Source organism: Caballeronia sp. LjRoot34, assembly GCF_964253815.1.
GTDB lineage: Bacteria > Pseudomonadota > Gammaproteobacteria > Burkholderiales > Burkholderiaceae > Caballeronia.
Genome location: NZ_CAXUSB020000001.1, coordinates 2,118,414 through 2,136,772, shown reverse-complemented (window position 1 = coordinate 2,136,772; position 18,359 = coordinate 2,118,414). Strand labels below are relative to the sequence as shown.

Sequence of the window (18,359 nt, the reverse complement as noted above, 5' to 3'; positions counted from 1 at the left end):
CGGCGCCGGGTTCTATTGCTCTGTGACTTCCATGTATCGACGCAAAGCATCTGCCGCGTCCGCGTGCGCCTTCGCTACCTCCGGCACAAAACCGCCCATCTTGAAGAACTCGTGCGTCATGCCTTCGTAGCGAACCAGTTCGACCGGGACATGCGCTCTTTCGAGCTTGGCCGCATACGCTATGTCTTCGTCGAAGAGTGGATCGTGATCGGCTGCGGCGATCCATGCGGGGGCAACGCCGGAGAAATCCGGCACTGGCCCGCGTGCGTCCAGCGGGGCGAAACGCCAGTCGTCGCGGTCTTTATCGTCGCGTAGATACTGCTCGAAAAACCACTGAATGGTTTTCGCCGATAACACGAACCCCTCGCCGAATTGCGCGTGCGATTGGGTATCCTGCCGCGCGCTTACCCCGGGATAAATCAGCAACTGCAAACGGAGCGAGATGCCGGTATCGCGGGCGAGTAATGCGCTGACCGTCGCGAGCGTGCCGCCCGCACTGTCGCCGCCGACCGCGAAACGCGCGCTGTCGAGGCCCAGCGACGCCGCTTGCGCGTGAAGCCACGTGAGGGCGTCGAAGGCATCGTGCACGGCGGTTGGAAACTTGTGCTCGGGCGCAAGCCGGTAATCGACCGATGCCACCGCGCAACCGGAGTCAGCGGCGAGGCGTCGGCAGAGCGAGTCGTGGGTATCGATACTGCCGACTACAAACCCACCGCCGTGAAAGTAGATCAGCATAGGCGCAGGGGCTGCCCAGTTGGGCTCGACCGGGTGATAAAGGCGTGCGCGGATGGACGCTTGATCACGTGTGGGGATGGTGAGCTCGTGGACGTCGAACATCGCGGCCGGCGCGATATCGAGAATCAGCGCGCTGCGCTCGTACGAAGCGCGCGCGGCGGAAGCCGAAAGCGTGTGGAACGGCGGCCGCTTGGCCTTCGCGATGAGTTCGATGACCTGTGCAATGGCAGGATTCAGCGGCATGAGAGCAGGGAATGGGTGGGCGTTGGAAGCTCGCGATGATGACATAGAGCGGCGAATTCGGGGCGTCAGCTCGCCAATGCCCTCCTCCTACCCCTTCACCTCCGGCTTCAACGACAACGGATCGGTCGGATTGCGCAACTGCGCGACGTCATCGAAACGCAGTTGCACCGACGCCAGAATCTTCGGATGCGTCAGCACATAAAACCGCCGGTCGCGCACCGCGTCGAAGGTCAGTTCCGCCACCTGTTTCGCGCTCAGCTTGCCGCTCTCCACCGCCTTCGTGAGCTGCTTACCGGCCATGCGCTGCGATGCCGTCAGCGGTTCGTCATTACGCAAGCCCTCGGGCCGCGCCCGCTCGGCGTTCGCAATGCCTGTCGGCACGAATGCCGGACACAGCAACGAACAATCCACCTGGCCGCCGACGATCTTCAAGTCGTGATACAGCGTCTCCGTCAACGCGACGACCGCGTGCTTCGATGCGTTATAGACGCCCATGCCCGGCGCCGACAGCAACCCCGCCACCGACGCCGTGTTGACAATATGCGCCGGCTCTTGCTGCGCGAGCATCAACGGGGTGAACGCGCGCACGCCATTCGCCACGCCCATTACGTTGACGCCAAACACCCACGCCCAGTCGTTCGCGCTGCTTTCCCAGACGAAACCGCCCGTGCCGACACCCGCGTTATTGAAGAGCAGATGGACGGCGCCGTAGGTATCGATAGTCGTGCGTGCAAGCGCATCGACCTGCGCGGCATCGGAGACATCAGTGGGCACGCCGAGCGCTTCAGCGCCCAAACCGCGCGCCATTTCCACCGTTTCCGCGAGGCCTTTCACATCGACATCGGCGAGTACGAGCTTCATGCCCAGCGCCGCGCCCTTCAATGCAAACTCGCGGCCAAAACCGCTGCCGGCGCCCGTGATCACGGCCACTTTGCCGTCGAACTGATCCACTGCGTCTCCTTTCTCTCTTTTGGATTTCGAACGTTCAGATCAGCTTGACGAGCTGCTTGCCGAAGTTCTTGCCTTTGAGCAATCCGAGAAAAGCCTCCGGCGCGTTTTCCAGGCCCTGTGCAATGGTCTCGCGATATTGCAGCTTCTTCTGCGCAACGAGCCCGCCGAGTTGCGTGAGCGCCTCAGGCCACACTTCCGGCGATTCGCTGACGATAAAACCCTGCACTTTCAAGCGCTGCGTGAGTAGCAGAGCGGGTTTTTTAAGCGGCATCGGTGAACCGTCGTAACTTGCGATCATCCCGCACAACGCAATCCGGCCGAACGCGTTCATGCGTGACAGAACCTCATCCAGTATCTCGCCGCCGACGTTTTCGAAGTAACCGTCGGCCCCGTTGGGCAACGCCGCCTTGAGGTCGTCATGAAGGTTGCCGCCCTTGTAGTCGACGCATGCGTCGAAACCGAGCGTCTCGGTGACATAGCGGCATTTGTCCGACCCGCCCGCGATGCCCACCGCACGGCAGCCCGCCGCGGTCGCCAACTGGCCGACGACGCTTCCCACCGCGCCGCTCGCCGCGCTGACCACGATTGTTTCGCCCGCTTTCGGCGCGATGATCTTGTTGAGCCCAAGCCATGCGGTCACGCCGGGCATGCCGACCGGGCCGAGGTAGGTTGAAAGCGGGATAAGGGTGTCGTCGACTTTACGCAGGCCCTTCCCATCCGACGTGCCGAATTCCTGCCAGCCGTATGCCCCGACCACTTTGTCGCCGATCGCAAACTTCGGATTCTTCGATTCCACCACTTCGCCCACGGTCCCGCCGATCATCACCTCGTTGAGCGGTTGCGATGCGGCGTACGACTTCGAGTCGTCCATACGGCCGCGCATGTACGGATCGAGCGAGAGGAAATGATTGCGCACGCGCAATTGCCCCTCGGCTAGCGGCGCAAGCGGAGTCTCGACGAGTTTGAAGTTATCGATACTTGCCGCGCCTTGAGGGCGCGAAACGAGGAGGATCTGGCGATTGATTGAGTTGTGTTCTGACATCGTGATACTCCTGTGCGGTCCGGGGATAAACCAGGGGGCAACGTGCGCTAGTAACGGCGTCAGGCGTCGCTTGGACCGGGTGTGGCGGACGGATCTGAACGGATGCGTTGCTGCACGATGTCGCGGCCGACGGCGAGCTTGCGCATGTATTTGAAGGTGCCGAGCGCTTTTGCGACGAAATGGCCTTCGCTGTCGCGAATTTCGCCTTCGCAATACGCCATGGTGGTGGAGCGATGCAGCACGCGGGCAAACGCGCGGAGTTCACCGCGGCCCGGTTGCATGAAATTGACTTTCATTTCGACGGTGACCACGCCGATACCGTCGCCGGCGAGACTGCGCGCAGCCATCGCGAGGGCGACGTCGGCAAGCGTCATGGTCACGCCGCCATGTGCAATGCCCCAGGTGTTCATATGCGTGCCGGTCAGCGGCAGCAGTACTTCGCTCGCGCCATCTTCGGCGGAGATGAGCTGCACGCCGAGCGAATCGACGAACGGGCTTTCAGGGAGTATGGAGAAATCGGTCATGGTCTCAGACTTCGTAATCGATGCATTGACGCGACTCACGTACCGCTGCAACGAAGTCCTTGATCGCCAGATGCTTCGGGTGGACTTGATAGGCTTGAAGGGCTTCGGGATTGTCGAAGTCGGAGACGAGGATCACGTCGCAGGTGGCTTCGTAACCGGGTTGCGCAACGCCCACTTCGAAGTGGCCTTGGCCCGAAACGATGCTGCGGCAGCTTTCGAGTTTGGCTTTCAGTTTGATGATGTTTTCAGCGCGAGTGCCGCCCTCGGCGCTTTCCTTCAACTTCCACATGACGATGTGACGTAGCAAGACAGGCTCCTGAATGTAGCGAATGATTTATGCCGATCGCCCAAGCGTATCAAAAACGCCGGGCGACCGGTCAAAATCACACCACTTCAAACAACCCGGCCGCGCCCTGCCCACCGCCAATACGATAGATTCAGTGGATCATGTAACGTAGGCGTGGGTCGCCATCTGTTGCGATTTGCCTGCGCAACAGGGCGCTCCGCTGCGTTCAAATTTGCCGTCGTAACTCTGCGCGCGCATGGCGATCCGATATTGGTCTTCAGAGGATCAGTAGTCCGACGACCGGTACACATCGGCCTCCGATGTGTCGGTACTCCACACTCTCATCGGTGCCTTGGTTGCATCGCGAACCATAGTCCGACCTATGCATCCGATTCGGATTCGTCGGATTCGTCGGATTCGTCGGATTGGCCACTGCTGCGCTATGCCACGAGGCGTAGACCAGCAACTGAATAAACAAAAAAATACAGGCGATGCGTTTTTTTGCTGCTCTATGATTTAGGCGGAGATTCTATGCCGGTTCTAGCTCGGTTGGCTGCTCGGAGCCGCAGCCATCTGCCAAAATCACAGGTGCGAGCGTGAGGTTTGTTATCAACAGTTCCGCGCCCTGTTTCGGAGCCTTCGAGCTATATCGCAAGAGCTTGTCAATTCGATTAAAGTCATCATACAAAAACTCAATGACATGGTGTCGATCGTAACTCAAGATCCAATTGTACTTTGCGGCCGTCAGTGCGTTGGCTAAGCGGCGGTGATCTGATAGCTGGTACGAATAGCGATAGAGCTTGCGCCCTTCTTTAAAATACGGCGGGTCGACATAGAAAACTCGACCGCTGTTATCGACGTTATTTGCGTCCGTGAGGGCACTTACCGCGTCGCCGAAATAGACCTCGAACTTATCGGCGAACCCTGCCGCTTCTTGGATGCGCCGCAACAGGTCATCCTTGTTGAAGCGGCAATCGATTTTATACGCAGAATTCTGCCCGTTGCCGCCGATAGGCCCCGCGTGCAAGACACCTGAAAAATTCGTTCGGTTGAAGAAAAGTCCCGCCACGCCCAGCTCCACCAGGTCCCATTCATCCGGCGACGACACGTCAAGAAGCGGTCGGAAGCCGTTCCAGCTCTTCATATTGACCTGTAGGTCGCTAACACGGCGAAGGAGTTCGTCCGTATGGCGGAACACCGATTGCCAGAATGCAAAGACCAACGGATCACGCTCAAAGAGCATCGCTGACGATGCTAACCCATCGTTCAATAAAGCAAACGAAATCGACGCGCTCCCTGCATACGGCTCAACAACCTGCTTTCCGTGAAGCCCCATGTCTATAAAGAATTGTTTAAATTCCGCATAGAAACGCGCTTTTCCGCCAGGGTAACGCAACGGGTTTACAAATTTACGCGGCATTGAGCGATAGCCTCTTCATTTCTCCAACTTGAGCCTGTACCCAATCAATCAACGCAGGCACATCATCCGATCTTTCAATTAGGATGTTTTCATTACCCGTCCGAGCAAGTTCCAACCCTCGAGCCGCGAGTGGGGGAATCATATAGCGGTAGTAAAAGTCCCCATACTTATGGGTGAGGATATGCAATCGTTCTTTCATGCTTTCCCCAGCTGACGTGGGCCGGATGCAAAACGGGACAAACATCGCTGGCGTCGCAGTTGAGGCAGGTCTTGGATTGCTGAACCAGATGTCGTGAAACCACAGCACAGCGCTGCGCACCGATTTATCGACCCAATCTTCGCCAGAGGCGACCTGCGCTAACACGTAGTACTTGCCTGCCGCGAAATCCCGACGTGGCGACCACGCGATAATGTCGATCTCTTCATCCTTCGGGGAGACGGATGCACCAGCAGGAATTGCGTCTACAACCCGCCCCTCTCCGAATCGCTCATAGACTTCACGAAGTTTCACCAAAAACCCGGAGTGATCGGGCCGCGGGAAACCGAATGACACGGCACATCCTTCGACGACACCAGCGGCCGCTAGCGTGGAGCAAACCTGAAATAGATCGCGCACCCGTCCGTTAATCGGGGGCAAATAAACCCCGCTCAATATTTCGCCACGGCGAAAATGAGAAAGGAGCAAACAAAACAAGTAGATGTATCCCGCCTCATCGACATCCGCTCTCAGGCTTAGACTATCCCCTGACTCCGACAATTCGAATGGATACGATGGGCCAAGGGCGTGAACACGGTTGCGTACCTCCGACAGAATTTGCTCAAGAAACTCCTCTTGCGTGTGTGAGTCTCCTTCGAAGTCCTCATCCTCACCGACACGCTGCACGTCCCAGTAGCGCTGAAGTTGAACAATGCTGGCCAAATCAAATTCCGAGCAAAGAACGCTGAATTCAATCCAATCCGCAATGGATATAGGATGCGCCGCCAACGGCAACGGAGAAAGAACCATTTTTACTTCGCCGTCTTGGTTGTTTTGCGTTTCACGGCCTTATCCATCATCGTCTTCACGGTATCTGCACGGGTCAACAGGTCTTCGGCCAAACTAAGCAGATCAACGTCGCCATCAAATTTCGGAAGTAACTCAACGACTCGATCCAGTTTCGCGTTTGCAATGACTAGCGCCTCGCCGAACATAGATGCGCCATCGATCTCAGATAACGCGACAGTCAGCGAGTCACCCGACTTAATGCGGGCTAACGCCGAAGGATTTGCTAGACATCGACCAAGATTTTTTAGATCCGGATTTTGGCTGACTACTAAAGGCTCTACGTTATCTTTTTTTGAACCGTACATAAACTTCAGCACAGTGCCCAAGTCCGCTAGTTTCTCCTTGTGAACGGGCTTCTCAGAAGGGTCTTGGTCCCACCCAATTCGAAGACCTAGATAATCCAAGTACTCCTTCCTGCCGAGAGCCGTGTACAAGTGCGAAAATGCGAATCGGCCGCGGTTATGTTTATCGTTTACGTCAAACAACCGATTCGCTTGCGCCTGCTCAAGCACACGAACGCTTGAAATGTAGGCACGGATTGTGTTGTTCGTGTCGCCGGTTTGGCGCGCGATCTCATCTATAGACAACCCGGACTTCTTGCCTCTCTTATACCAATTGGTGACGAAAAGTGCTTTGGCGTAGGCGTCCCAGCGGTGTGGCCCGTTGATGTGCTTGAAACCGATAAAAGCCTCAGCATCCTCCTCTTTTTCAACGCGGTGCGCGCTGACGGATTGAATGTCTGAGAGAACCTTTGGAGGCACAGGTCGTGGAACCGAGACCTTGCAGTCACGTGCGAGTTCCGCATCTTTAAGCAACTTGATCGCTGACAAGCGGCGATTGCCCTCCAACACTCGGAAAGGCCCTTGATCGGGACCAATTACGATTAGAGGCTCAAGGTCGATGTAGCCGTTTGAGCAGATGGACGTGATCAACTCATCGAGCGCTGCCATCTCACGGTATGCAGAGATCAAACCGACGTCGGTGGCCGTTGAGTAGTTGTTACCTGTAGCCAAACGGGGGTTGTTCCGGTCGAACTCCAGCAATTCGGTAGAAACCTTCCCGGTTTTTCCGATATCGAGGATTGGTGCTTTCTTTGATTTTGATGCAGACATGAAGGCCGTGGGAGGGTCGCTGGATCGCGGGAGTATAGCATCGGGGCGGTCTCGCAAAGTCGCTTTGCTGGCAGCTATCCACTCGATCTGGGTTTTCGCCAACGGTTGCTACACCGCCAAAAAAATTTTAAAAAATGAAGATAGCTACGCGTTTATCAATTCGGTATAAGCAATATTTCTATATTAAAACAATGTCTTACAATGATACATCGTCATCTAGTTTTACATGACGATGTGTCTTAGCAAGACAGGCTCCTGAATGTAGCGAATGATTTATGCCGATCGCCCAAGCGTATCAAAAACGCCGGGCGACCGGTCAAAATCACACTACTTCAAACAACCCGGCCGCGCCCTGCCCACCGCCAATGCACATGGTCACCACGACAAACTTCGCACCGCGCCGCTTGCCTTCGATCAACGCATGCCCCGTGAGCCGCGCGCCCGACACGCCATACGGATGTCCGACCGCAATTGCGCCGCCGTTCACGTTCAGGCGATCAGCCGGGATTCCCAACGTATCGCGGCAATACAGCACTTGCACGGCGAACGCTTCGTTCAGTTCCCACAGGTCGATATCGCTGACTTTAAGGCCCGCTTTCTTCAACAGCTTGGGCACGGCGAACACGGGGCCAATCCCCATTTCATCCGGCTCGCATCCGGCGACCGCAAACCCCCGGAAAATCCCCAGCGGCTTCAGCCCTTCTTTCTCTGCCAGCGTAGCGTTCATCACCACACATGCCGACGCGCCATCGGAGAACTGGCTTGCATTGCCCGCCGTGACCACGCCGCCGGGCATCGCGGTGCGAATCTTCGATACCCCTTCGAGCGTCGTATCAGCGCGAATGCCTTCATCGGCGGACAGCGTGACTTCCTTCGTGAACATGCGGCCCGTGGCTTTATCGGCGACACCGGCAAGTACCGTGATAGGCACGATTTCGTCATTGAACTTGCCTGCCGCTTGCGCCGCCGCGGCGCGCAATTGCGATTGCACGCCGTACTCGTCCTGCCGTTCTTTCGATATCTCGTAACGCTTGGCGACGTTCTCGGCCGTCTGCAGCATCGACCAGTAGATGGCGGGCCTGTGTTGTTTGAGCCAGCCATCGAAGAGCATGTGCTGGTTCATCTCGTTCTGCACGCACGAGATGGATTCCACGCCGCCGGCCACATAGACATCGCCCTCACCGGCGATCACGCGTTGCGCCGCCAGCGCGATGGTTTGCAGCCCCGACGAGCAGAAGCGGTTCACGGTCATGCCCGGCACGCTGACCGGCAAACCCGCGCGCAACGCAATCTGCCGCGCGATGTTCATGCCGGTCGCGCCTTCCGGATTCGCGCATCCCATGATCACGTCTTCCACGCGCGCCGGGTCAATGCCCGCACGCGCCACGGCCGCCTGCGTGGCATGGCCGCCGAGCGTCGCGCCGTGGGTCATGTTGAATGCGCCGCGCCAGGATTTGGCGAGGCCCGTGCGTGCCGTCGATACGATTACCGCGTCAGTCATGCTTGTCTCCACTTCGAATACGAATAGTGTTGGTTCATTGGGTTGAGCCCGCTAGTTCAACCCGCCGTTCAGCGTAGCAAGTCCGTCGATCCGATTCGCGATACACCCGCTGCCGTCATCTGCTCCCACGCGCGCGCAAGCGAGCCGTCGAGGTCGATCGCGCGACAGGCATCGTCGATAACGACCGCTTCGAAACCCGCGCTGCGTGCATCGAGCGCCGACCACGCGACGCAATAATCCGTCGCCAGCCCGCAGCAATAGACCCGCTTCGCGCCGACATCGCGGAGATAACCCGTGAGGCCCGTCGGCGTCGTGCGATCAGCCTCCATGAAGGCCGAATAACTATCGACGTCCACGTGATGACCCTTGCGGATCACCAGCCGCGCATGCGGCACGTCCAGATCGCGATGCAGCGCCGCGCCGTCCGTGTCTTGCACACAATGGGTCGGCCACAAAACCTGCTGGCCGTAGCTCAGCGTGGCCATGTCGAAAGGCGCGCGCCCCGCGTGATTCTCGGCGAAGGAAACATGCTTCGCCGGATGCCAGTCCTGTGTCACCACCACATGCGAAAACGCACGCGCGAGGCGGTTGATCACAGGCACGACTTCGTCGCCATGAGCGACCGGCAACGCGCCGCGAGGCATGAAATCATTCTGGACATCGATCACAAGCAGGACTTCGTCAGCGCCTTTCATCGCGAATCTCACCGGTTGTGTCTAGCTGTTGAATCTAGCTGTTGAAGCCGCGTCCTTCTGCGGCCAGTTCGGTCACGCGCGCCGCGGGCTTCCATGCATCGCCGTTGGCTTGGGCCCCATACTTGCGCATCGCGCGCTCGACGTTGTACAGGCCGACCGTATCCGCATACAGCATCGGTCCGCCGCGATACAACGGGAAACCGTAGCCTGTCAGATAGACCATGTCGATGTCTGACGCCTTCGATGCAATCCCTTCTTCCAGGATCAGCGCACCTTCGTTCACGAGCGCGAACACCAGCCGTTCGACAATCTCATCGTCAGAAATCTTGCGGCGCGTGACGTCCTGTTCCTTCGAATACGCAACGATCATGTCGTCGACAATCTTCGACGGATGCGCCGTGCGGTCCCCTGCCTTGTAGTCGTACCACCCCGCACCGGTCTTCTGTCCGAAGCGCCCGGTCTCGCACAAGCGGTCCGCGATCTTCGAATACTTCAGATCGGGCTTCTCTTGATAACGCCGTTTGCGAATCGCCCAGCCAATGTCATTGCCCGCGAGGTCACTCATGCGGAACGGTCCCATCGCGAAGCCGAATTTTTCGATCGCGCGATCCACTTGCGCCGGCAACGCGCCTTCTTCGAGCATGAAAAGCGCCTGGCGAAGATACTGCTCGATCATCCGGTTGCCGATAAAACCATCGCAGACGCCCGACACCACGGCCGTCTTCTTGATTTTCTTCGCGAGTTGCATGACGGTGGCGAGCACGTCTTTCGATGTCTTCGCGCCGCGCACGACTTCCAGCAGCTTCATCACGTTGGCCGGGCTGAAGAAGTGCATGCCGACCACGTCTTCGGGACGTTTGGTGAACGCTGCAATCTTGTCGACATCGAGCGTAGACGTATTCGATGCCAGGATCGCCCCCTTCTTCGCGACCTGATCGAGTTTCGAAAACACCTGCTCTTTCACGCCGAGTTCTTCGAACACCGCTTCGATGATCAGGTCGGCGTCCTTGAGGTCCTCATAGGCGAGCGTAGGCGTGATCAGCGCCATGCGTTCTTCCAGTTTCTCGGCAGTCAGACGGCCCTTTTTCACGGCGCTTTCGTAGTTCTTGCGGATAGTGGCAAGCCCACGGTCCAGCGCTTCCTGCTTCGTCTCCAGCAGCGTCACCGGCAGTCCCGCATTGACGAAATTCATGGCGATACCGCCGCCCATCGTCCCCGCGCCGATCACGCCAACGCGTTCGATCTTGCGCACGGGCGTGGACGAAGGCACGTCGGGAATCTTGCTCGCCGCGCGTTCGCCGAAGAAGGCGTGGCGCAACGCACGGCTTTCGGGCGTTTGCACCAGCGCCACGAAACATTCGCGTTCGACGGCCAGGCCTTTATCGAAACCGAGCTTCACGCCGGCTTCCACTGCATCGATACATTTGAGCGGCGCCGGAAAGTTCTTCGCCAGCGGCGTGACGCCGTTGCGCGCGAACTGGATAAACCCTTCAGCGTTCAGATGCTCGATCTTGCGATCACGCACCTTCGGATGCGGGCCGCTTTGCGCGCCCACTTTTTGCGCGAATTTGACGGCTTCGTCGAGCAGATCGCCTTGCGCCATGTGATCGAACAAGCCTGTGTCGGCCAATTTCTCCGACATCACCGGCGCGCCCGACACAATCATGTTCAGCGCCGTTTCCAGACCGACCGCGCGCGGCAAGCGCTGCGTGCCGCCTGCGCCCGGCAGGATGCCGAGCTTGACTTCGGGCAACGCGATCTGCGCCCCCGCCGACGCCACCCGATAATGCGCGCCCAGCGCCAGTTCGAGCCCGCCGCCCATGGCGACGCTGTGGATTGCGGCCACAACAGGCTTTGTGCTGCCTTCCACGGCCTTGATGACCGTGTGCAGCGTGGGTTCCTGGGTCGCCTTGGGCGTGTTGAATTCGGTGATATCGGCGCCGCCGGAAAACGCCTTGCCCGCGCCGATGATCACGATCGCGCTGACGGACGCGTCCGCCTGCGCTTTTTCAACGCCCTCGACAAGCCCAAGCCGGGTGGAAAACCCGAGGCCGTTCACTGGCGGATTGTTCAGCGTAATAACGGCGATGCCGTCGCGAGTCGTGTAGTCCACTGCCATTTGTCTACCTCCATTCGATGCCTGCCGATAGTCAGATTCTCCGGGAAACTCCCGGAAAGCGCTGATTACCGTGTCGCTGGGATTGTGAGTTACCCCGAGAAGAATACACAAAAAAGAACGCTCGTTCAATTTCGTTATTTTGGGATGGAGATAAACTTCGAAGAGCTTCGAAGGGTCGAGCGAAGAAAACCGGGCTGCGCGCCGGCAGCCCGGTAAAGCAAAAGAGCCCGGAAACTAAGATTCAGACAAAAAACTCAAACCACTTTTTCATCAACCGTCGGCAGCACATGCTCCCTATACAACTCTCTTAGCCGAAGCTTCTGCAGCTTGCCCGTAGCCGTATGTGGGAGTTCATCGGCGAAAACAACATCGTCCGGCTTCCACCATTTCGCCACCTTGCCGTCGTAGAACGCGAGCAGTTCCTCACGCGTGACGGTCGCGTCCGGACGCAGCACGACCACCACCAGCGGCCGCTCCGTCCACTTCGGATGGGAACACGCAATACACGCCGCTTCCGCGACCTGCGGATGCGACATCATCACGTTTTCCAGGTCGATCGAACTGATCCATTCGCCGCCCGACTTGATCACGTCCTTGCTGCGATCGGTGATGTGCATGAAACCATCGGCGTCGATAGTCGCGACATCGCCCGTCGGAAACCAGCCGTCGATCAACGGCGAAACCTCCTTGCGGAAATACCGGTCGATTACCCACGGCCCGCGCACATGCAGATCGCCAAACGACGTGCCGTCCCAAGGGAGTTCCTGGCCGTCATCGCCGACGACTTTCATGTCCACGCCGAACATCACGTGACCCTGCTTTTCGCGCAGATGCCGCTGCTCTTCCGGTGAGCGTTGCTGCTGCTTCCAGGTGAGCTTGGCGAGTGTGCCGAGCGGCGACATCTCCGTCATGCCCCACGCGTGAATCACCTCCACGCCATAGTCGTCCTCGAAGCTGCGCAGCATGGCCGGCGGACAGGCCGAGCCGCCAATCACGGTGCGTTTGAGCGTATTGAAGCGCACGCCAGCCTGCTTCATGTAGTTCAACAAGCCGAGCCAGACTGTCGGCACGCCTGCCGAAAACGTCACGCCTTCGGCTTCCATGAGTTCGTAGAGCGCTTTGCCATCGAGACAATTGCCGGGCAGCACGAGCTTTGCGCCGACCAGCGGCGCGGCGTGCGGAATGCCCCACGCGTTGACGTGGAACATGGGCACGACGGGCAGGATTGCATCGCGGGCGGAACAGCCCATGGCGTCGGGAAGCGATGCGGCGAATGCATGCAAGACGGTCGATCGATGCGTGTAAAGCGCGCCCTTCGGATTGCCGGTCGTGCCAGACGTGTAGCAAAGAAACGATGCCGAGCGTTCGTCGAGGACCGGCCACGCGTAGTCGCCATCGCATTTGCCGATCAGCGTTTCATAGCTGAGCGCGGGCGTGGCCATATCGGCGAGATGGGTGCTGATGCAAGTCGCGTCGCCGAGCGCAATCCAGCCCTTCACGTTCGGACACTGCGGCGCGATGATGTCGACGAGTGTGGCGAACGTCATGTCGAACGCGACGTATTCGTCGTCGGCGTGATTGACGATGAACGCAACCTGATCGGGAAAAAGCCGCGGGTTGATGGTGTGACAGACGGCTCCCATGCCGGTCACGCCGTAATAACATTCCAGATGGCGATATCCGTTCCACGCCAATGTGCCAACGCGTCCGCCCGGTTGCACACCCAGCCCGATCAGCGCCTGCGACAGTTGTTTCGCGCGTTTTTCGCAATCGCGCCAGGTGTAGCGATGAATGCCGCCTTCAATGCGGCGCGAGACAATCTCGGTATCGCCGAAATGGCGTGCAGCGTGGGATAACAACGATGAAGCGAGCAGCGGTACATCCATCATCTGGCCGAAAAGCGGCGACGTCATGGGCGAGTTCCTCACAAGTCCGGATGCACGGTTTTTGATGCCTGATCTACTACCTGGACTAGTACCTTAATTTGGTGTCGCAGCCAATGTGAGAGCGGCCCGGCGCGGGCTTGTGCAGCGGCGCGAGCGCGGATTTACAATATCGGTTAATCATGAGGTGCTCAATATGTCGTTTTCCCCAAGCAGCACCGCGGCAGTTGCGGAACCCGCAAGCCTTGCTCCCGTGGATTCACTGCTTGCATCGATCGAAACCGGTAGGCCGGATGCATTCGTTTCACTCGGTTCGGCCTTTCTCACCCGCCTGCCCGCTGCGCCGTTGCCCGACCCTTATCTGGTAGGCATTTCCGCCGATACCGCCGCGCAACTCGGTTTCAACGCCGCCGACGCGCAAGATCCCGCGTTCGCGGAGCCGTTTGCAGCGCTTTTAGCGGGCAATCCCACGCGGGAATGGCCGGCGGAGAAGTTGCCGTATGCATCGGTGTATTCGGGGCACCAGTTCGGCGTGTGGGCCGGCCAGCTTGGCGATGGCCGCGCGATCGGCCTGGGCGAGATTGAACACGATGGCAAGCGCTTCGAACTGCAGCTAAAAGGCGCGGGGCGTACGCCGTATTCACGCATGGGCGACGGACGGGCGGTGCTCCGGTCATCGATACGCGAATATTTGTGCTCCGAAGCCATGCACCATCTCGGCATTCCGACCACGCGGGCGTTGTGCGTTATCGGATCGGATCAGCCGGTGCGCCGCGAAACGATGGAAACGGCAGCCGTTGTGACGCGAGTCGCGCCGAGTTTCGTGCGCTTTGGCCACTTCGAGCACTTCTACACGAACGACCGGCTCAATGAACTGAAAAAGCTCACCGATCACGTGATCGACCGGTTCTATCCGCAGTGCCGCGAAGCCGACGATCCCGCTCTGGCGCTCCTGCAGGAAGTCACGCACCGCACCGCTGACTTGATGGCGGATTGGCAAGCCGTCGGGTTTTGCCATGGCGTGATGAACACCGACAACATGTCGATTCTCGGGCTGACGATCGATTACGGCCCGTTTGGCTTTATCGATGGATTCAACGCGAATCACATCTGCAATCACTCGGATTCGCAGGGTCGGTACGCTTATAAAATGCAGCCGCAGATTGGCTACTGGAATCTGTTTTGCCTCGCACAGGCGCTGGTGCCGCTGTTCGGTCCGCAATACGACAGCGACACTCGCAATGACAAGGTGATCGAAGACGCGCAGCGGGTGCTGGAAGGGTTCAAGGACCGGTTTGCGCCCGCGCTCGAGCGCCGTATGCGCGCGAAACTTGGACTGGCTGAGATTCGCGAAGGCGACGATAAACTCGCCAGCCGCCTGTTCGACGTGATGAACGCCAATCGCGCCGATTTCACGCTAACGTTCCGAAACCTGGCCAAAATGCGCAAGGCGGACGCTTCTGGCGACGCGCCGGTGCGTGACCTGTTCCTCGATCGCGCCGCTTTCGATGTCTGGGCGAACGACTACCGGTTGCGCTTGTCGGAGGAAACACGGAGCGACGAAGCGCGGGCAAGCGCGATGAACGCCGCGAACCCAAAGTATGTCTTACGCAATCATCTGGCCGAGAACGCCATCCGCCTGGCGAAGGAGAAGGATTTTTCCGAAGTTGAACGGCTGGCACAGGTGCTGCGCCATCCCTTCGATGAACAACCTGAATTTGAAGCGTATGCCGGCCTGCCGCCCGACTGGGCGAGTGATCTGGAAGTCAGTTGCTCTTCCTGAAATAGCCCCCAAATGAATGAGCCGAAACTAGCCGCCCAAACGAGCCGCCTTATTGGGCGTCGCTAAAGATCTGGAGATAGAGAACCATGAACCGAGACGATCTCACGAAAGACCCCGTTGACCCCGTTGCTCCGCTGCAGAAGGACGACGCCGCGTATCGGAAGGAATTGACCGATATCCAGTACCAGGTGACGCGCCACGCCGCCACCGAACGGCCGTTCACCGGCGAATACTGGGATCACAGGGAGCGCGGTGTGTATGACTGTGTATGCTGCGGCACGCCGCTGTTCGAGTCGGATACGAAATTCGATGCCGGTTGCGGCTGGCCGAGCTACTTCAAGCCGATCAACGGCGAAGTCATCAACGAAAAGACCGATCGTGCGCACGGCATGCTGCGCATTGAAGTGCAATGCAAGAACTGTGGCGCGCATTTGGGCCACGTATTCGAAGACGGTCCCGCGCCGACCGGTCTGCGGTACTGCATCAACTCGGCTGCGCTACAATTCGAACCCAAGTAAGCGCGTCGGGCGATGCCGGCCGGTGAGTCTGCGAGTCGACGTTGGCGCGACGAGCACCCTCGCCGCGCGTTTTCAAACGCGGCTGACTTACGGCCAGATGATTGAGGCCAGATAAGGCCAAATGCGGCTGACTGCGGCTATTCACTCGCCAGGCGTCGTGCTGTGCCGGTAGCGAACCGGTGACGCGCGGCGCGTGCGCGCTTTCAAATTGATGCCCTCCACGTCCCTACGACATGAAATTTCTGTTCGATCTATTTCCGATCCTCCTCTTCTTCGTCGCATTCAAGATCTGGGGCATCTACACCGCCACCGCTGTAGCAATTGTCGCCACGCTCGTGCAGATCGCGTGGGTCGCGTTCCGGCATCGCAAGGTCGATCCCATGCTGTGGGTGAGCCTGGGTGTGGTGGTCGTATTCGGCGGCGCGACGCTCGTGCTGCACAACGATACGTTCATCAAGTGGAAACCCACCGCGCTTTACTGGCTTTTTGCCGGCGCGCTAATCGTGTCGCAAGTCGCTTTCGGGAAGAATCTCATTGAAGCAATGATGGGCAAGCAGATTGTTTTGCCGCATCGTGTGTGGGGTCAGTTGAACCTTGCCTGGGCCGTGTTTTTCGCGATTCTCGGCGTGGTCAATCTGTTCGTGGCGTTCAACTACACCACCGATCAATGGGTCAACTTCAAGCTGTTCGGCGCGACCGGGTGTTTGCTGGTGTTTATCGTGGCTCAGAGTTTGTGGCTCGCGAAGTATATGAAAGAGGACGAAGGGAAATGAGCGACCCCGGTTTTATCGAGAACTTCGTCAACGCGTCGGCCGAAGGCAAGATCGCTTATCTTGAAGCGCGGCTTAATGCGGCGCTTGAGGCTTCGTCGGTGCATATAGACGATGACAGCGCCGCGCACGCGGGCCATGCCGGAGCCTCGGCGGGGAGTCACTACACGGTTACCATTGTGGCGGCCCGATTCGCCGGGAAGCCACGCGTGGCGCGGCATCGGCTGGTGTATGATGCGCTGGCCGACGAGCTGCGGCAGGGTATTCATGCGCTTGCCATCAAGGCTTTTACACCCGAAGAGTTTGCAGACCAGTTCGAGTGACCCCTAGTAACTTAACTGTCCTTTAGAACTGTCCTTCAGTTCAGTTTTGCTTTCAGTCAACAGATTTCAGCCAAGATTCCCAGCCCTCGTTCTGATCAGGAACCATTGATGATTTTAAAAAATCCCCGTATCTGGGTGTTGCTGGCCGCGTTCGCGGCGGCGCCCGTGTTTGCTCAGAACATTGCCGTGGTGAACGGCACGCCGATTCCGAAGTCCCGTGTCGATGCGCTTGTCGCGCAACTCGTTCAGCAGGGTCAGCAGGACACGCCGCAATTGCAGGCGGCCGTGCGTCAAGAACTGGTAAATCGCGAGATCTTGATGCAGGAAGCGATGCGGCGCGGTATTGCCACGCGTCCCGACGTGAAGGCGCAGATTGCCGTTGCTCAGCAGACGGTGGTCTTGCGTGCGTTGATTGAAGATTTCGTGAAGAACAATCCGCCGACCGATGCCGAGATCAAGGCTCGATATGACGACATGGTCAAGCAGGTCGGTGGCGGCAAGGAATATCACCTGCACCATATTCTCGTCGACAACGAAGCTCAGGCTAAGGACTTGATTGCGAAGATCAAGGCTGGCGCGAGTTTTGAAGATCTGGCGAAGCAGTATTCGAAGGATCCGGGATCGGGCAAGAATGGCGGCGATCTGGACTGGTCAAGCCCGCAGGCGTATGTGCCGGAGTTTGGCGCGGCGGCTGAGAAGTTGAAGAAGGGCGAGATGACCGATGAGCCGGTGAAGACGCAATTCGGCTGGCACATCATTCGGTTGGACGACATTCGCGATGTTGCGCCGCCGCCGTTGGAGCAGGTCAAGGACCAGATTGCGAAGCAGATTCAGCAGGAAAAGCTGCAGGCTTTTGAAGAGGGTTTGCAGAAGAAGGCTGTAATCAAGTAGGGGTCGCTCGCGCCGGTGGACCGAGGGGGTGGGTTTGCTGGCGCGGGTTGGTCGTTAGGGTTTGGTCGGGGTTGATGGTGGGTTGGTCGGTTCTGGGGGGAGTGGTCGGGGTTTATGCCGGGTTGGTCAGTTCTGGGGCTAGCGGTCGAGGTCTATGCCGGGTTGGTGCTTTCGGCCTTAGTGGTCTGCGAGAGTCGGATTTTCTCTTTATCACTATTAGCCACTGTGCGTGGCGGCACGTCATTTCTTTGTCCAAAGCGACAAAGAAACGAAGCAAAGAAAACGCTTTAACCGCTCTACCCTAAGTGTCCACAGCGTGCAGTTTCCATTCATGGGTGCCCCAAAAGCACGGTGCTCGCCAGAGCGACGGATGTGTGAAACCCTCCTTCTCCGAACACCGATACCCACACGCTTCGCCACCAGTGATTGAACCTGCCCAAGGTTCACCCCGCGCTATCCGCGGACAACCTCCCTCCAAATAGGTATGGACACCGAACCACATCACCAATTCACCAAAA

General features: G+C 58.4%; 17 protein-coding genes. 5 read left to right on the top strand and 12 right to left on the bottom strand.

Annotation, left to right across the window (positions count from 1 at the left end; genetic code table 11):
• Window positions 1-12: 12 nt before the first annotated feature.
• The 12 genes from ACSQ36_RS09590 to ACSQ36_RS09535 all read right to left on the bottom strand — a co-directional run bounded on the left by ACSQ36_RS09590 (window position 13) and on the right by ACSQ36_RS09535 (window position 13,586).
• Window positions 13-978: an alpha/beta hydrolase gene (locus ACSQ36_RS09590; protein ID WP_436181742.1), complete on the bottom strand. Its 966-nt coding sequence runs from the start codon at window positions 976-978 to the stop codon at window positions 13-15.
• Between the two features lie 87 nt (window positions 979-1,065).
• Entirely contained in the window at window positions 1,066-1,929 is an 864-nt protein-coding gene (locus ACSQ36_RS09585; protein WP_436181741.1) for an SDR family oxidoreductase, read from the bottom strand.
• Between the two features lie 34 nt (window positions 1,930-1,963).
• Window positions 1,964-2,971, bottom strand: coding sequence for an NADP-dependent oxidoreductase (locus ACSQ36_RS09580; RefSeq protein ID WP_436181740.1), 1,008 nt, complete (start codon window positions 2,969-2,971; stop codon window positions 1,964-1,966).
• 59 nt (window positions 2,972-3,030) lie between these two features.
• Window positions 3,031-3,495: a PaaI family thioesterase gene (locus ACSQ36_RS09575; RefSeq protein WP_213768270.1), complete on the bottom strand. Its 465-nt coding sequence runs from the start codon at window positions 3,493-3,495 to the stop codon at window positions 3,031-3,033.
• A gap of 4 nt (window positions 3,496-3,499) precedes the next feature.
• Entirely contained in the window at window positions 3,500-3,802 is a 303-nt protein-coding gene (locus tag ACSQ36_RS09570) for a Dabb family protein (protein WP_436181739.1), read from the bottom strand.
• 508 nt (window positions 3,803-4,310) lie between these two features.
• A complete protein-coding gene (locus ACSQ36_RS09565) occupies window positions 4,311-5,201 on the bottom strand; it encodes a DNA adenine methylase (RefSeq protein ID WP_436181738.1) in 891 nt (296 codons plus the stop codon).
• On the bottom strand, window positions 5,191-6,207 hold the full coding sequence (locus ACSQ36_RS09560; RefSeq protein WP_436181737.1) for a hypothetical protein: 1,017 nt from the start codon (window positions 6,205-6,207) through the stop codon (window positions 5,191-5,193). Before ACSQ36_RS09560 ends, ACSQ36_RS09565 begins: the two co-directional genes overlap by 11 nt.
• A gap of 2 nt (window positions 6,208-6,209) precedes the next feature.
• Window positions 6,210-7,358, bottom strand: coding sequence for a ParB N-terminal domain-containing protein (locus ACSQ36_RS09555; RefSeq protein WP_436181736.1), 1,149 nt, complete (start codon window positions 7,356-7,358; stop codon window positions 6,210-6,212).
• Window positions 7,359-7,680: 322 nt separating this feature from the next.
• Window positions 7,681-8,859, bottom strand: a complete 1,179-nt coding sequence (locus tag ACSQ36_RS09550; protein ID WP_436181735.1) for an acetyl-CoA C-acyltransferase — start codon at window positions 8,857-8,859, stop codon at window positions 7,681-7,683.
• Between the two features lie 68 nt (window positions 8,860-8,927).
• Entirely contained in the window at window positions 8,928-9,554 is a 627-nt protein-coding gene (gene pncA, locus ACSQ36_RS09545) for a bifunctional nicotinamidase/pyrazinamidase (RefSeq protein WP_213768268.1), read from the bottom strand.
• A gap of 34 nt (window positions 9,555-9,588) precedes the next feature.
• The gene (locus ACSQ36_RS09540) at window positions 9,589-11,673 is read right to left on the bottom strand and encodes a 3-hydroxyacyl-CoA dehydrogenase NAD-binding domain-containing protein (RefSeq protein ID WP_436181734.1); all 2,085 of its coding nucleotides are present in this window, start codon (window positions 11,671-11,673) and stop codon (window positions 9,589-9,591) included.
• Between the two features lie 254 nt (window positions 11,674-11,927).
• On the bottom strand, window positions 11,928-13,586 hold the full coding sequence (locus tag ACSQ36_RS09535) for a 3-(methylthio)propionyl-CoA ligase (RefSeq protein WP_436181733.1): 1,659 nt from the start codon (window positions 13,584-13,586) through the stop codon (window positions 11,928-11,930).
• A 166-nt stretch (window positions 13,587-13,752) separates the two neighbouring features.
• On the opposite strand from ACSQ36_RS09535, the gene ACSQ36_RS09530 reads away from it, so the two are divergent.
• The 5 genes from ACSQ36_RS09530 (at window position 13,753) to ACSQ36_RS09510 (ending at window position 17,841) form a co-directional block, all read left to right on the top strand.
• Entirely contained in the window at window positions 13,753-15,339 is a 1,587-nt protein-coding gene (locus ACSQ36_RS09530) for a protein adenylyltransferase SelO (protein WP_436181732.1), read from the top strand.
• Between the two features lie 86 nt (window positions 15,340-15,425).
• On the top strand, window positions 15,426-15,857 hold the full coding sequence (msrB, locus tag ACSQ36_RS09525) for a peptide-methionine (R)-S-oxide reductase MsrB (RefSeq protein ID WP_436181731.1): 432 nt from the start codon (window positions 15,426-15,428) through the stop codon (window positions 15,855-15,857).
• 233 nt (window positions 15,858-16,090) lie between these two features.
• Complete coding sequence (locus ACSQ36_RS09520) at window positions 16,091-16,630, top strand: septation protein A (protein WP_089160312.1); 540 nt, start codon at window positions 16,091-16,093, stop codon at window positions 16,628-16,630.
• Window positions 16,627-16,950 carry a BolA family protein gene (locus ACSQ36_RS09515; protein WP_089160311.1) on the top strand — a complete coding sequence of 108 codons (324 nt, stop codon included), beginning with the start codon at window positions 16,627-16,629 and terminating at the stop codon, window positions 16,948-16,950. Before ACSQ36_RS09520 ends, ACSQ36_RS09515 begins: the two co-directional genes overlap by 4 nt.
• Before the next feature lie 108 nt (window positions 16,951-17,058).
• Entirely contained in the window at window positions 17,059-17,841 is a 783-nt protein-coding gene (locus tag ACSQ36_RS09510) for a peptidylprolyl isomerase (protein ID WP_213768261.1), read from the top strand.
• Window positions 17,842-18,359: the final 518 nt, after the last annotated feature.